The organism is Lysinibacillus sp. FSL M8-0216, assembly GCF_038595555.1.
In the GTDB taxonomy this organism is placed as follows: domain Bacteria; phylum Bacillota; class Bacilli; order Bacillales_A; family Planococcaceae; genus Lysinibacillus; species Lysinibacillus fusiformis.
The window spans coordinates 578,678-593,001 of the sequence record NZ_CP152007.1 but is presented as its reverse complement, the minus strand read 5'-3'; the positions used below and the strand labels follow the sequence as shown (position 1 = coordinate 593,001).

Genomic DNA, 14,324 nt, shown 5'->3' with positions numbered 1-14,324 from the left:
GAAAGGAGTGAGGTGATGGCATTGTCAATATCGCAATTGGCTAAAGAACATCAAGAATTCGTGTTAACTAAATTAAAAGAAGCTGAACATGATTTACATCCTTCCTCTACGGAAGATGAAGAACTAGTCCGTCGTGCTGTCTTTTCGGTTAGAAATAAGTCCATTATTTTTGACCGTTTTAATGGAGCCAGTTCTATATTATATGCAACTGTCCAGGATGTCAGACCCGCTTCTGTTGAAATTGATTTCGCCAAGGAAGAGCTACGCTGTAGCTGTCCTCAGCAAAAATGGTGTCGACATCAGGTAGGGACTTTACTTGCTCTCTACCAGTACTTTGATTCAGTTCAAAATTGGTCGAGTGCTTGGCGTGCTCAAAAATCTGTCCAGTTAAAATCATTAGCTGATGAACGTAGCCCACAAAGTTGGTCCATGATGGTTGAGGAAGTAATGAAACGATTATTGCCACCAGGTCGGGTTTTAGAAGGCTATGGCCTTTCTGCTATAAGGACTGATGCCTTGGAGCGTCTTCGTCGACATATGCCCTTTGAGCGTGAATGGCAACCTCTTTATAAACTGTATATGGAGTTAGCTATTTTCAATACAATTTGGCGACATTTAAATGAAACACCTGGTCATTCATTGGATTCACCTTATATGAAATACTTTATTGATCAAAGCAGTCAATCTTTTGAAACCATACTTACAGAGCTGACTAATCGGTCTCGACTTTTCGCGACTGACCCGTTTTATGATGCTCTTCAAGAGGAAGTACGGACGTTTTTATTAGAACGACATGGATTATTTCAAAATCGACTTCGCCTGTACATGCTACTTTGGGCGGTGCTTTTTTATGAAAAGCCTCGACGTGAGCAGGAATTAGATTATATAAATAATCTTGAAAACCCTTCAGCAGAAATATCCTTAGAATCATTAAGGTTATTATTTTATGTACTCTTACAAAAAGAGGACTTACTGCTTGAAAATTTGAAACATATTAAATTGCAACATATCCAAGATCTATTTGAACTCGCTACTTTTGCTCAACGTGCTGGCGAATCACATGCGATGGCTATTATTTTACGAGCAATACTGCCAATGACAGAGGCCTTTTTACAGGAAGTCGTACCAGTTGTACAACGGGCTCAGTATGTTCGTCAATTTCAGCTTTTATTTGATGAAATACAGCTTACCGAGGAAGAGGAAGCTATTCTATACAGCGCCTTTGGAGTTTACGGCCTTCAACCATTCTCTTCGTTCTTAATTAAAAAAGGACGTTATCGAGATTGGGCAGCTCTTCATCAATTAAATCCTTCTTCACTATCTTATTTAGAGATGTGTGGATTAAAGGATGTGTTACAAGTTGAACCAGCTACGGTTTTACCTTTATATCATGTATATGCAATGGCGGAAATTGCCCAAAAATCACGCATGAATTATAAACAGGCGGTGCGCATTTGGAAAAGTATGCGTAGTGCCGCAAAACGCGCTGGTAAAATGCCTTATTTTGAAACGTATATACAAACAATTCGTTCAGAATATAAGCGACTCCGTGCGTTACAGGAAGAAATCGAGAAAGGAAACTTAGTATGATGACAATAAATACCAATGCTCCTTCCCCTTTTTCTAAAACTCAACAGCTTCGTATTGATGTAGCTCGGGAAGGATATTTTACGTTGCGGGGCTATACTGCAAATGGTACAACAATCGACGTAGAAACATTCAAATCTTCATTGTTCTTTACGTATGAGGCAAATATCTACGGCTTACTAACCAACCAGGCTGATTTAACAATTGAGGTGTCCACTGCTGAGCTTCTTGATATTTTTTCAACAAGCTATCAACATCCCTTTATCAGCTGGGTTGGTGTAAATGAAGATAGTAAAGAATGGCTAGGTAAAGTATTGGCGTTACAAGATTATTGGCAGGAGCCCTCTCTTTGGTCACATGCTGTCATTGCAGAGGATTTTTCTTCACTATCCTTTCCTATAGATGATATAGATTCTGCATTATTAGAAATGGCGGTGCAGCAAAAGCTTTCACAAGTAGGCCTAATACTTTCTGATTTACCAAAGCTATTGCCCTTTTTCTTGCGAGGTGGCTGGCCATTAGATCAAGCTCGCCAAATTGGTGCCATTACAGTCTCTTTACGATTAAGTGAACCAGAAGAAGATTCAGATGTTTGGCTATTAGAAACGGTCCTTAGTACCCCTACTACAAAAAATTACTGGACACCTGCCATTCGTAAGCAGTCATTACTTATCGAAGATGCTCTACCTACAAAATGGCGAATGTTTGCAACTGAGATTGAGCAGCAACAACAACAAATAGTCGATCTACTATCTAAAGATGCGATCAGTAGCGAAACCTTTATTCGTATGACACTTGAAGACATGGAGGTACGATCTTTTTTACGTGAGGATCTTGCCAGATTACAGGCACTTGGCTTTGATGTGGTACTTCCTGCCTGGCTAAAGGATTTAAAACAATCCAAATTCCGTGTCCGTGTCACAACTAGTAATGCATCCACAAAAAAAGTCGCTGGATTAGATGATATTTTAACGTTCAAGTGGCAATTTTCGATGAATGGACAGATGATTTCACCTGAGCAATTTAAAAAGTTGGTGGAAGAAAAGCGTGAATTTATTCGAATAGGAACAGAATGGTTCCGTGTTGACGCTAACTGGATGCAAGAAATGCGTGCTCTAATGCAGCAGGCAGAAGATGAGAGCTGGACTGTCCGAGAATTATTATTCAGAGAATTGCCCGAAGATTTATCTGCACCTCTTGAAGAAGAGGATGCTGACGATGCGCTTAGGGATGATCCTATCTTTGCATTGGAGATACAACAATCGTTAAAGGCTTATATGGAACAACTCTTAGATAAAAAGGGTTTACCTACTGTGCCAATTCCAGAGTCATTACAAACAGAATTACGTCCTTATCAAATTGAAGGCTTTGAATGGCTAGTCTTTATGCGTCAGCAAGGTTTCGGTGCGTGCCTAGCCGATGATATGGGTCTTGGTAAAACGGTACAGATGATAGCCTATTTACTTCATATATATGAAGCAGTAGCTGATTATACAAAACCATCCATTATTATTTGCCCAACCTCAGTGCTTGGTAACTGGCAGAAGGAGCTTGCTCGATTCGCTCCTTCACTAATTGTCCATACTCATTACCAAACTAACCGTGCAAAAGATGATGATTTCAAAAAAATGATATCGATTGATAAGCCACATGTCATTTTATCAACCTATGGTACTGTGTCACAGGATACTGAATTTTTACAGGATATTGATTGGGCAACTGTTGTATTAGATGAAGCTCAAAATATTAAAAACATGCAGACCTTACAATCAAAAGCCATTCGTAAATTACTGGGTGATCATCACATTGCCCTGACTGGCACGCCTGTAGAAAACCGTCTATCTGAGCTTTGGGCTATCTTTGATTTTATTCATAAAGGCTATTTAGGCAGCTTTGGTCGCTTTAATGAAGAATTTATATTGCCCATTGAACGAGATGAATCTGAATCCCATAAACAAAAGCTACGTACGAAAATTCAACCGTTCTTATTACGTAGGACAAAACGTGATCCGCATTTGCAGCTGAACTTGCCAGATAAGCTAGAATCAAATGAGTATTGCCCATTAACAGCCGAGCAAGCTTCTCTTTATGAAGGTTATATTTTAGAGACGCTTGATCAGCTAGAAGAGTTAACAGGCTTTCAAAAAAAGGGACGCGTCTTAAAAATGCTCAGTAAATTAAAGCAACTATGTAATCATCCTGCCCTATATTTAAAGGAACCTTTCGAGGATGCCGAAACAATGCTTGCACGTTCGGCAAAGCTAGAGCGCATTGTGCAAATGGCGGCTGAAATTGTGGACAATGGCGAGCAATGTCTGATTTTTACACAGTATATTGGAATGGGACAATTGCTACAGCATTGCTTAAGTGAATTATACAATGTAGATGCACCTTTTTTAACCGGTGCCATGCCTAAGCAGCAACGAGACCGCTTAGTAGAGGCGTTTCAGGCAGGAGATTTCCCGATATTTATTCTCTCCTTAAAAGCAGGTGGAACAGGACTTAATTTAACAGCTGCTAATCATGTCTTACATGCAGATCGCTGGTGGAATCCAGCTGTCGAAAATCAAGCAACCGATCGTGCTTATCGCATCGGGCAAACACAATTTGTGCAAGTCCATAAATTTGTAACACTTGGCACAATTGAAGAAAAGATAGATAAAATGCTAGCGCAAAAATCAGCACTATCAGAAGAACTTATTCAATCAAGCCAGTGGTTGACTGAATTAGAGGATCAAGAACTTCGTGACCTCATTTCATTAGATATATATTAATGACAAGCGCCAAGGGCAAAAGTTCTTGGCGCTTTTCAGTGGAACCATGTTTACTTCTCTTCTCTTCCCTACTTACTTCATAAACATATTCAGTTGTGTTAAAAATTTCATTGCTGTGCGGTCTACAGCAACTCTTCAGTAAATGTTAGTCCACATCATTCCTTTCTGTTACAACGGTGCAAGAAGATTAAGGAGAATGGCGGATCAGACAATAATTTTTCCTGCGCCGTATGTAGCATGCTATGGTAATACAAAGTCTTTTAAGTCTTCCTGTTCATTCGGAGGAGGTGGCGTCACAATAGAAGCTTCGTCACTGTCCCTTTGTTTAAGCTGATAAAATCGAACATCTTCGACCACTACCTCTGTCATAAAAATTTTAGTGTTTTCTTCATTTACAAATGACCTTGTTTGAATACGGCCGTTTGCACCAATTAATGAGCCTTTCCCGCAATACTTGACAATATGTTCTGCAAGCCTTCCCCAAACTGTACAGAATATGAAATCTGTATCTACTTCCCCATGACTATTTTTGAAATTGCGATTAATGGCAAGTGAAAAATGAGTCTGCACACGATTTCCAGATAAGTAGCGTAATACCGGATCTTTCGTAAACCTTCCGACCAGTCCGACTTGATTCATTCATTCACCTCCTTTGCTTTGGATTGCTCTCATCTTACAAAACGACTCCAATATTAGCAAAATCAGAAAGTGATAATTTGCATCAATTCTTCAGCATAAAATAGGTAAATAACCTGTTTTATTTTTCTTTTATTTCTTATTTTTTCACCAGAATGCTTTAGGCAGTAATGGCAAATGCTATTTCATGAAATCAGTAATTTCGCATTTATTGAAATTAACGAGCAGGTGCGTATGACCAACAACCGTAGCCGTATGTGTTATACTAAAAGAATGACAGACTTAGGAGGAATATACATAATGAAAACATTTAAAATGCTTTCCTTTGACCTTGTCACAAAAGATGGCGTGCAACCATTCCCTTTAGTCGATGGCATTATTATTAATCAGGAAAATAGCCATCAGTCTTGGGTACTCGAATTGTTTATGGAAAAACAATATCGCTCAACCTTTGATGAGCTCTTAGCGAATGCTACTATTTTTAATGTACGTGCCGTTATTTCATTTCCCGATAATGAACCCGCTCCTTTCCAGGTAATCGTACATACTGTTCAAGAAATCGGTGACCATGTATCCGTACTTTTAAAAGGTACACTCAAGATAAAACGCTCTAAATATGCTGAACAATTGCTTTCTGAACTACTAGCTGAAGGTGTTTCTTTAGAACATTTACTGGAACGCTTTACAAAAGATATGAAACAGCGACCAAAATTAAAGAATGACTGACGATGCAAAATTTTTGCATCGTTTTTTATAAGAAACAATTGCAATATCTTGGAGATTTTTCTGTTAGATGAGGGCTTGTAGACACCAGTCTTTAGTGAGCAAGATCATGAATAGCGTAAAATATTATATTTCTATAGTTACTCCGCTTCCCTGACTCATAAAAAAAGAGTGTTTTCCATGTAGGAAACACTCTTTTGATATTATCGGTTGTTCATACCGTCACGATACTTCTCAGTGTCGTTGGCTTTTTCATCCACCATGTTGTCATTACGCTCAACACCGTTTACGCCATTCGCATTTGGTACGTTGTCATAGCCATTTGTGCCGTTAATATCAGCATTTGAACCAGGTGTTGTTGCTTCAGGTAATGTTGTATTTTCATTTACAGTACCTCGTTCAACACCATTTACATTTCGATCGTATGCATCGTCTCGTCTATTCGGATCTAATGCATCCTCGACACGATCAACACCATTACGAACATCAGTCTCTGCGTTTCTCACAGGATGATCTTCAACTGCTTTATTTCCCCAGTTACATCCTCCAAGGAATACAGTAGCAAGAATAATGGTTAAAAATGACATTTTCCACATAGCAAAAAACCTCCTTTCTTGGTACTATGTCATCAAATACATCATGTGTATTTGTGATCTAACATAGATTGCCCGAGAAAGGAGGGAACTATCCGATTTTTGATCAAACTATTTTTGTTTTTCTTTTAATAACTGTTCAATATATGCTGCTTCTGCTTTACAGTCATAGCTATAGTCTGTGCCTAGCTCTTTTTGCAATGCCTCGATTGTTTCAACTTGCTGTGCTGTTGGTTCTTCATTTAAAATTTTGGCAATGACCTCATCAATTTTTTGTGCCATCTCTTCATGAAACTCTGCACTCATCAATATTTCGGCTGGAATTTTTTCGATCCATGCTGCATTCTCTTGGAAATAAGTCTGCCAGCTTGCAATGAAGTCTTCCATAGAAAAGCGCTCTTCATCCCAACCAATACTTGCTAAGTATGTTTCAAAAGATGTTGAAATAGAACGAGTAATGCTAATTTTAATACCTGAAGACAATTCCTTATACATCTTAATAATCCTCCTACGTTTGTAAAACCTAAAAATTACATCTATTTCAATTCACAATCGCTTAATCGCCATCGCAATTTAAGAACCTACTAGTCTCAATTTTTTTGACTTGACTTTATCTATTTTATATCTTGTGGTCTATAAATGCAAATTATGCTTGCTTTGGCTGCTCAGGTCCAATTGCAAATAGAATATCGGCTTCACATACAAGTTCTCCATCTACAGTTGCTATTCCATGTCCTTTACCCATCGAACCACGAAGTTTTACAAACTCCACTTCCAATTTAAGTTGGTCTCCAGGTACTACTTGACGTTTGAAACGACAGTTATCAACACCCGTTAAAAATGCCAAACGCCCTTTAAATTCTTCTGCATTTAAAAGAGCTACTCCACCTACTTGTGCTAATGCCTCTACAATTAGCACACCTGGCATTACTGGATATCCTGGGAAGTGCCCATTAAAGAAATCCTCATTCATAGAAACATTCTTTAAGCCTACTGCACGTTTTCCTTCTTCTAATTCAATAATGCGATCTACAAATAAAAATGGATAGCGGTGTGGTAAAATTGCTTGAATTTGCTCTGCTGTTAACATGTCATATCCCCCTCAAAATAAAGTATGTATACACAAAGTAAGGTAAAGAATAAAATTATTCTTTACCATGCATAATATCAAATATATGTTGCCATGTTTCTCTTTTGAAAATATCCATAGCATTTCCTTCTCCAATAACACTAAAGCCAACCATTGCGCCTAATGTTGCGGCAGCAACAACTAAGATGAGAACAATTACAATGCGTAACCAAATCGGAATCAGTCGGATTTGCACCCATCGAACCTCGCGTTGCTCTCCATTTGAGCGGCGTTCTTTCTTTTCTGGTTGCGTATCGGTTTCTTGTGTCGGCACAGAACGTCGACGTGAATCGTTTGTCATAAATTGTACTCCTCTTCATTCCTTGCTTTTTAGGATGACTTCCTATCGAATACCATTAATAAGACCAAGCATTTGGTCTGCTAATGTAACCGTTCTTGCATTGAATTGATAGGAACGTTGTGTTTGAATTAGTTCTGTCATTTCCTTCGAAAGGTTAACGTTGGACATTTCTAAAGTACCACCTTGCATGCCAATTTGCTGACGATTAGCACCTACTAGCTCTGTTAGAACCTCAGCTTGTGTAAAGCCAAGTTCAGCAAGGTTGTCTGGTAATCCAACATAAGAACCTGAAACATGTTCCATTAGTTGCGGTTTTTGGAATTCAGTAACCGCTAAATCCGTACGAATGATATCGCCATTTGGATAAGATGCTTCTAGTATACCACCATCTCGTACTGAAAATCCTTGCACATTATCTGGTAATGTAATAGCTTGTCCAGCAGCATTTGCCACTGGGTATCCCTCAGCAGTTACTAGCATAACTGTTCCATTATTTAGCGGCGATAAATAAAAGTCACCTTGTCGAGTATACACTGTTTCAGTCCCATTTTCACCATTTGGCATTAAAATATTGAAATATTGTTTTGCTGTTGTAAAGGCTAAGTCCAAATCTCGATTAGTCGTTTGCAAAGAACCTTGCTTTTGATTGGATTTAATTTGACCAAGCATTGCGCCTGATCCATAGCGAATACCAACAGGCGTTTGTCGCTCAGCACGATCCAGTTTGTCATTATTAAACTGTTGATAGAGTAACTCATTGAAAGATGCTTCCTTCGCTTTAAAGCCTGTCGTATTGCTATTGGCGATGTTATTACTAATCGTATCAAGTTTATTTTGTAATTGGCCCATTGTATTAGTTGCTGTAATCATTGTACGTAGCATTTATAAAAAGCCTCCTGTTCTGTTTCGTCCATTAAATTTTACCGATTTCATTAACAGCCTTTTCCATGCTGCGATCATAAGCTTGTAATACTTTTTGATTGGCTTCAAATGCTCGGTACGCTGTCATTAAATCTGTCATGGCACGACCAGAATCTACGTTTGATCCCTCTAAGAAGTTTTGACGTAGTGTAAAGGAAACACCATTCGCCCCATAGGCTGATGGCAGGTTTACGCCATTTTCTGTCCGAATAAGACCGTTATCTTGTTTCTGTAGCATATTCGGATTGGCAGCATACGATACGCCTACTCGCGCTACTTGCTGATTATTAACGTAAATGGCGCCACTTTCATCGAGGCGAAAATCATCATTAGGTAACTGGATTCGTTGTCCAGCATCATTTAACACGTAAAGGCCTTGCCCATTTACTAAATAACCTTGGCCATCCAAAGTAAAATTACCATTACGTGTATAGGCTTCTCCACCATCTGGATGTGCGAGTCTGAAGAATATTGAGCCAGATACACCATCTTCATTTTGTGGTAAGTTTCCATCAATCAATGCCATATCTGTTGTAAAATCAGTGCTATAGATTTGGCCCTGTATGTAATTTGGTAATGTTTCTTGTAAATATGTCCCCGTATTTAAAGCGCCTACTTGATTCATATATTCGGCACCTGCTTGTTGATTGGCAGGCGCATTTGTTTTTCCGATGCTAGACATCAGCATATCTGGGAATGAACGAATCGTTGATTGGTCTGCCTTAAATCCCGGTGTATTCGCATTAGCTAAATTGTTGGATAGTAATTCTGTTCTTCTTTGTTGCGTGATCATACCGGTTGCAACTGTATAAAAACCTTTAAACAAAGAGATCACCTCATTTTAATTTTATAAGGACGCTGGTACACGATCTATATTTTCAAGCATAATGCCTGTTCCAATAGCTACACAATCCATTGGTCTTTCAGCAATGAAGACAGGTACCTTTAATTCTTCAATTAATAGTTGGTCCATACCATGTAAAAGTGCTCCGCCACCAGTAATAATAACGCCGCGATCGATGATATCAGCCGATAGCTCCGGTGGTGTTTTTTCTAAAACATTTTTTGCAGATTGAACGATCATTGCTACAGATTCGTGTAATGCACGTTCGATCTCTTCAGAATGAATAGAAATTGTACGTGGTAAACCTGTCACCATGTCACGACCTCGGATATCCATTGTATCATTACGACTACCTTTGAAAACTGTTCCGATTGTCATTTTGATGGCTTCTGCTGTGCGTTCACCAATTAGCAATTTATATTCTTTTTTAATATATTGTAAAATATCGTTATCAAACACATCTCCTGCCACTTTAATGGATTCACTTGTGACAATATCACCCATTGAAAGAACAGCAATATCTGTTGTTCCACCGCCGATATCAACTACCATATTCCCGCTTGGTTGGAAGATGTCCATGCCTGCACCAATCGCTGCTACTTTTGGCTCTTCCTCTAAATATACTTTTTTACCGCCTGATTTCTCTGCCGCTTCACGAATTGCCTTTTGCTCAACACTTGTAATATTCGTTGGACAACAAATTAGAATACGTGGCTTTGCTAAAAATCCTTTGACATTTAATTTATTGATGAAATGTCTTAACATCGCTTCAGTCACATCAAAATCTGCAATGACTCCATCTCTAAGTGGGCGAATTGCTGTAATATTACCTGGCGTTCTCCCTACCATTTGGCGAGCTTCTTCCCCTACCGCTAATACTTTATTTGTCTTTTTATCAATAGCCACTACAGATGGTTCATTAAGGACAATCCCCTTACCTTTAACGTGGATTAATACGTTCGCAGTACCTAAGTCAATGCCGATATCTTTCGAAAACATTTTATAATTTCTCCTTCCCGCCAGTTCAAACTACATAACGTTCATTTTATCTCTTTATCTAGAATATTTTATCATATTCTATTGGTAATTTCACCCTGTATTTAATGATTAAGACTGTTTTCTTTTCACGTTCTGAACGGCAATAATATAGTATTACTTTACCTTAAACAAACTTATTATATGCCTGTTCACACAACAAAAAAGAACGAATCAATCTTGACTCGCTCTTTCTTTCCACTTGTTTTTCGTTGCTTCTCCTCCGCGAATATGACGTACGGCCTTATGGTAGGCGAGTATTTCTTTCACTTGGTCAGCTAATCCTTCATGAATTGTTGGTAATCGCTCTGTTAAATCCTTGTGCACCGTACTTTTTGAATAACCAGTCATTTTCGCGAGGACTCGCACAGTCTCACGCGTCTCAATCAGTAATTCACCGAGGCGTATGCAGCGCTTCCGAATGTGCTCATGCACGTTCTTCGTCCTTTCCACACAATTTCACAAAATGCTTTGGCAATCAGATGCACATTTGCGCATTTCTTCACCTTATGTGAGGACAAAGCTATTCAGAACACGTTTTGCATTTTCCTAATAAAATGCTGATTTTTTATGCGTTACTAGCTTTTAGAATTAAAAAGCTAGTAATTTTTTCGGATTAATATATTTTCCGTCTTCAACTACTTCGAAATGCATGTGGACGCCAGCCGCTTGATTCCACTCGTTATCAGTCGCTTTTCCTAAAGCTTGACCTTGAGTAACCTCATCGCCTTCTTTTACAGCGATATCTTTTACAGAGCTATAATGTGTTTGCATGCCATTTGGATGCTCGATGACAATTTTATTGCCTGTAAATGCGTCTAGTTTTACTTCTAGTACTTTACCAGTCATAGCAGCTAGTACTTCAAATTCTTCACCATTCATAGCAATAGAGATACCAGAAGACGTTGTAAATGTTTGATTAAATACCATTAGTGCATTTTCACGAGACTCTTCATTCGCTTCTAGCTCATAAAACTCTTGTAAGATTTGTACTTTACTAAGGCTCTCTTCTTTGAATGGATACATCATGTTTTCAGTACGTGCATTTGTTTCTACAACAGGACCTGAATCAACTTCTGCTAAATCTGGTAACGGTGCATCTTCTACTTTAGATACGAGACTATTGTAACCAAATAACAATCCTGCTAGAACCAGTGCACCACCTGTGTAAACTACTGGCCAAAACCATGGTTTCTTTTGTAACTGACCATTTTCCTTTTGATTTGGATTCTGGTTTTGAGAAGCTTTATTATTTTTATCCTCTCTCATTTTCATCACCTCTAGTTGCAGTGTGAACAACTAGAAGTTATTTTAAACATGCATCTATTTTTTTTATTTCAATATCTTTATAATAATAGTGTAAAATTTCAGCAGCCGTTTTCCCTTCATTTGCCATAGCCTCTGCTCCATATTGACTCATTCCTACTCCATGACCATATCCTTTAGTTTTCACATGAACCTTTCTAGTATTATCATTATAAACAATTGAAAAGTCAGTGGATGGTATTCCAAGAAACGTTCGAACCTCTCTCCCTGTCCAAACATTATTCCCTAACTGTAGACGCTCCACACGCCCTGAGTCATTGTAAAATAGCTGTATACGATTAAAATCACTAGCTTGCCATTGTATTGGCCATAATTTATTCCATTGTGCTAGTGACCACTCTTGCTCTGCCTCAAATTTCGGAGATGTTTGATCTGAAACACTTGCAACACTTTGCAAATATGGAATATTATTTCCACTATAGCCGTAGGCACTTTCTGTTTGTCCATTACTTGTTGAATGAAACATAGCTGTAATTAAATCATTATTATAAAGAAGAACTTGTCCTTTCGTTTCATTGATGGCTTCGACAATTTTCTTTTCATTTCCCAGGAAATTGCTAGCCCAATTCGCTTTTCTTTGACTCTCATCATAGAAAACTTGCTTTGCTACAGTCGGTGCGATTGCTTTTTTACCGTAATTTGTCGTTTTTAACGCATAAGTACGTGCTGCAATAGCCTGTGCCTTCAATGCCTCCTTTTTAAAAGAAACAGGCATTTCTGCCGCTACTACCCCGGTTATATACGTCTCTAAAGGAATTTTTTCCTTTTGTCCCTCCACTTCTATAAATAGTTCACAAGCTTTTTCATCTGCTGTTGGAGGTTGCACTTCCTCCCGTCTTTCGCTTAATCCTAAAACAGGAAGCACATATAACGCCCCCAATAAACAAAGGACACCTATACTAATCATCCATTTTTTCATAAGGAATAATATGCTTAATACTATTTAGTTATGAGAAATAAAAAACCCTCTGCTTCTGTAAGCAAAGGGTTTTAACATCATATTAGTTTGTAGGTAATTCAACAGAAATGTCTTCAGTCGTCACAACTTCTTCATCCGTAATACGTTCAATATTTGCCCCAAGAGAAGCCAATTTACCATGGAAATCAACATATCCACGATCTAAATGGTGAAGCTTTGTAACACGTGTAATTCCTTCTGATACTAAACCTGCTAAAATCAGTGCAGCCGCAGCTCGTAAATCCGTTGCCATTACTTCAGCCCCCTGAAGCTGTACTGGCCCCTCAATAAACACAGAGCGTCCTTCTATTTTAGCACCCGCATTCATGCGACGGAACTCCTCAACATGCATAAAACGATTTTCAAATACTGTCTCTGTAATGATACTCGTACCTTCTGCAGTCAACATTAAGGCCATCATTTGTGATTGCATATCTGTCGGGAAGCCTGGATGTGGCATTGTTTTAATATCCACAGCTTTTAATGTCTGAGGAACACGTACACGAATACCTTCATCCAATTCTATAATTTCTACGCCCATTTCGCGCATCTTCGCAATCAAAGCTGTCATATGCTCTGGAACTGCGTTTTCGATGACCACATCACCCTTAGTAATAGCTGCTGCTACCATAAATGTACCAGCCTCAATGCGGTCGGGAATAATATGATGCTCTACTCCATATAATGTATCGACTCCTTCGATACGAATCGTATTTGTACCAGCACCAATTACACGACCACCCATACTATTAATGAAGTTAGCAAGGTCAACGATTTCAGGCTCCTTTGCAGCATTTTCGATCACAGTTGTCCCTTCTGCTAGAGATGCTGCTGTCATAATATTTTCAGTTGCCCCAACACTTGGGAAGTCTAAATATACATTTGCTCCTTTTAAACGACCCTCTGTCTTTGCCTCTACATAGCCATGACCAAATGAAATCTTCGCCCCCATTGCTTCGAAACCTTTTAAGTGTAATTCAATTGGGCGAGAACCGATTGCACATCCTCCTGGTAACGCAACACGAGCATAGCCATTACGCGCAAGCAATGATCCCATTACTAAAATAGATGCACGCATTTTACTAACAAACTCAAACTGTGCTTCACTAGAAAGTTCTTTTGTTGCATCTATATATACGGCATTATCTTCAGGTATATATGTAACTGCTGCGTTTAAACTTTTAAGTACTTCGTTTATTGTAAAGACGTCTGCTAAGTTAGGGACTTCTTTAATTACATTTTCTCCCTTTGAAGCAAGTAAAGCTGCTGCCAGGATTGGTAACACTGCATTTTTTGCGCCCTCTACACGTACTTTTCCCTGTAGTTTTTGGCCGCCAGTCACTATTATTTTATCCACCCTATGTCCCTCCGAATTCAATCTATTAACCTACCGAATTTTTATTTTAATAAAGAAGTATAATGTCATAATCAGTAAACAAACAACTCTATAGTACAACTTTTTTAACGCCCATTCAAGCGTCCAAATCACTATTTTAA

General features: G+C 38.6%; 15 protein-coding genes. 3 read left to right on the top strand and 12 right to left on the bottom strand.

The features are described from left to right. Nucleotides 1-15 precede the first annotated feature (15 nt). Nucleotides 16-1,590, top strand: a complete 1,575-nt coding sequence (locus MKX57_RS02830; protein WP_107921615.1) for a hypothetical protein — start codon at nucleotides 16-18, stop codon at nucleotides 1,588-1,590. After that, nucleotides 1,587-4,361, top strand: a complete 2,775-nt coding sequence (locus tag MKX57_RS02825; protein ID WP_107921616.1) for a DEAD/DEAH box helicase — start codon at nucleotides 1,587-1,589, stop codon at nucleotides 4,359-4,361. The genes MKX57_RS02830 and MKX57_RS02825 overlap by 4 nt, the downstream gene beginning before the upstream one ends. A gap of 240 nt (nucleotides 4,362-4,601) precedes the next feature. On the opposite strand, the gene ssb is transcribed toward MKX57_RS02825, so the two are convergent. Then, nucleotides 4,602-5,000, bottom strand: coding sequence for a single-stranded DNA-binding protein (gene ssb, locus MKX57_RS02820; RefSeq protein ID WP_008181361.1), 399 nt, complete (start codon nucleotides 4,998-5,000; stop codon nucleotides 4,602-4,604). Between the two features lie 297 nt (nucleotides 5,001-5,297). Between ssb and MKX57_RS02815 the strand changes: the two genes are divergently transcribed. After that, entirely contained in the window at nucleotides 5,298-5,723 is a 426-nt protein-coding gene (locus MKX57_RS02815; RefSeq protein WP_025114753.1) for a YwpF family protein, read from the top strand. Nucleotides 5,724-5,923: 200 nt separating this feature from the next. On the opposite strand, the gene MKX57_RS02810 is transcribed toward MKX57_RS02815, so the two are convergent. From MKX57_RS02810 to murA, 11 genes are all read right to left on the bottom strand, one after another. Next, on the bottom strand, nucleotides 5,924-6,316 hold the full coding sequence (locus MKX57_RS02810; RefSeq protein ID WP_089986955.1) for a hypothetical protein: 393 nt from the start codon (nucleotides 6,314-6,316) through the stop codon (nucleotides 5,924-5,926). A gap of 108 nt (nucleotides 6,317-6,424) precedes the next feature. Next, nucleotides 6,425-6,808, bottom strand: a complete 384-nt coding sequence (locus tag MKX57_RS02805) for a hypothetical protein (RefSeq protein WP_008181355.1) — start codon at nucleotides 6,806-6,808, stop codon at nucleotides 6,425-6,427. Between the two features lie 151 nt (nucleotides 6,809-6,959). Beyond that, nucleotides 6,960-7,403 carry a 3-hydroxyacyl-ACP dehydratase FabZ gene (gene fabZ, locus MKX57_RS02800; protein WP_036123078.1) on the bottom strand — a complete coding sequence of 148 codons (444 nt, stop codon included), beginning with the start codon at nucleotides 7,401-7,403 and terminating at the stop codon, nucleotides 6,960-6,962. Nucleotides 7,404-7,458: 55 nt separating this feature from the next. Continuing rightward, nucleotides 7,459-7,743, bottom strand: coding sequence for a DNA-directed RNA polymerase subunit beta (locus MKX57_RS02795; protein ID WP_025114757.1), 285 nt, complete (start codon nucleotides 7,741-7,743; stop codon nucleotides 7,459-7,461). A 42-nt stretch (nucleotides 7,744-7,785) separates the two neighbouring features. Then, the gene (locus tag MKX57_RS02790) at nucleotides 7,786-8,625 is read right to left on the bottom strand and encodes a flagellar hook-basal body protein (protein ID WP_036123074.1); all 840 of its coding nucleotides are present in this window, start codon (nucleotides 8,623-8,625) and stop codon (nucleotides 7,786-7,788) included. Nucleotides 8,626-8,656: 31 nt separating this feature from the next. Further along, entirely contained in the window at nucleotides 8,657-9,490 is an 834-nt protein-coding gene (locus tag MKX57_RS02785) for a flagellar hook-basal body protein (protein ID WP_089986954.1), read from the bottom strand. A gap of 21 nt (nucleotides 9,491-9,511) precedes the next feature. After that, nucleotides 9,512-10,507: a rod shape-determining protein gene (locus MKX57_RS02780; protein ID WP_008180529.1), complete on the bottom strand. Its 996-nt coding sequence runs from the start codon at nucleotides 10,505-10,507 to the stop codon at nucleotides 9,512-9,514. A gap of 210 nt (nucleotides 10,508-10,717) precedes the next feature. Beyond that, nucleotides 10,718-10,978 carry a sporulation transcriptional regulator SpoIIID gene (locus MKX57_RS02775; protein WP_025114760.1) on the bottom strand — a complete coding sequence of 87 codons (261 nt, stop codon included), beginning with the start codon at nucleotides 10,976-10,978 and terminating at the stop codon, nucleotides 10,718-10,720. A gap of 156 nt (nucleotides 10,979-11,134) precedes the next feature. Then, complete coding sequence (locus tag MKX57_RS02770; protein ID WP_089986953.1) at nucleotides 11,135-11,812, bottom strand: M23 family metallopeptidase; 678 nt, start codon at nucleotides 11,810-11,812, stop codon at nucleotides 11,135-11,137. A 37-nt stretch (nucleotides 11,813-11,849) separates the two neighbouring features. Continuing rightward, a complete protein-coding gene (gene spoIID, locus MKX57_RS02765) occupies nucleotides 11,850-12,734 on the bottom strand; it encodes a stage II sporulation protein D (RefSeq protein WP_237068733.1) in 885 nt (294 codons plus the stop codon). Nucleotides 12,735-12,870: 136 nt separating this feature from the next. Next, the gene (murA, locus tag MKX57_RS02760; RefSeq protein ID WP_069480000.1) at nucleotides 12,871-14,184 is read right to left on the bottom strand and encodes a UDP-N-acetylglucosamine 1-carboxyvinyltransferase; all 1,314 of its coding nucleotides are present in this window, start codon (nucleotides 14,182-14,184) and stop codon (nucleotides 12,871-12,873) included. Between the last annotated feature and the right edge of the window lie 140 nt (nucleotides 14,185-14,324).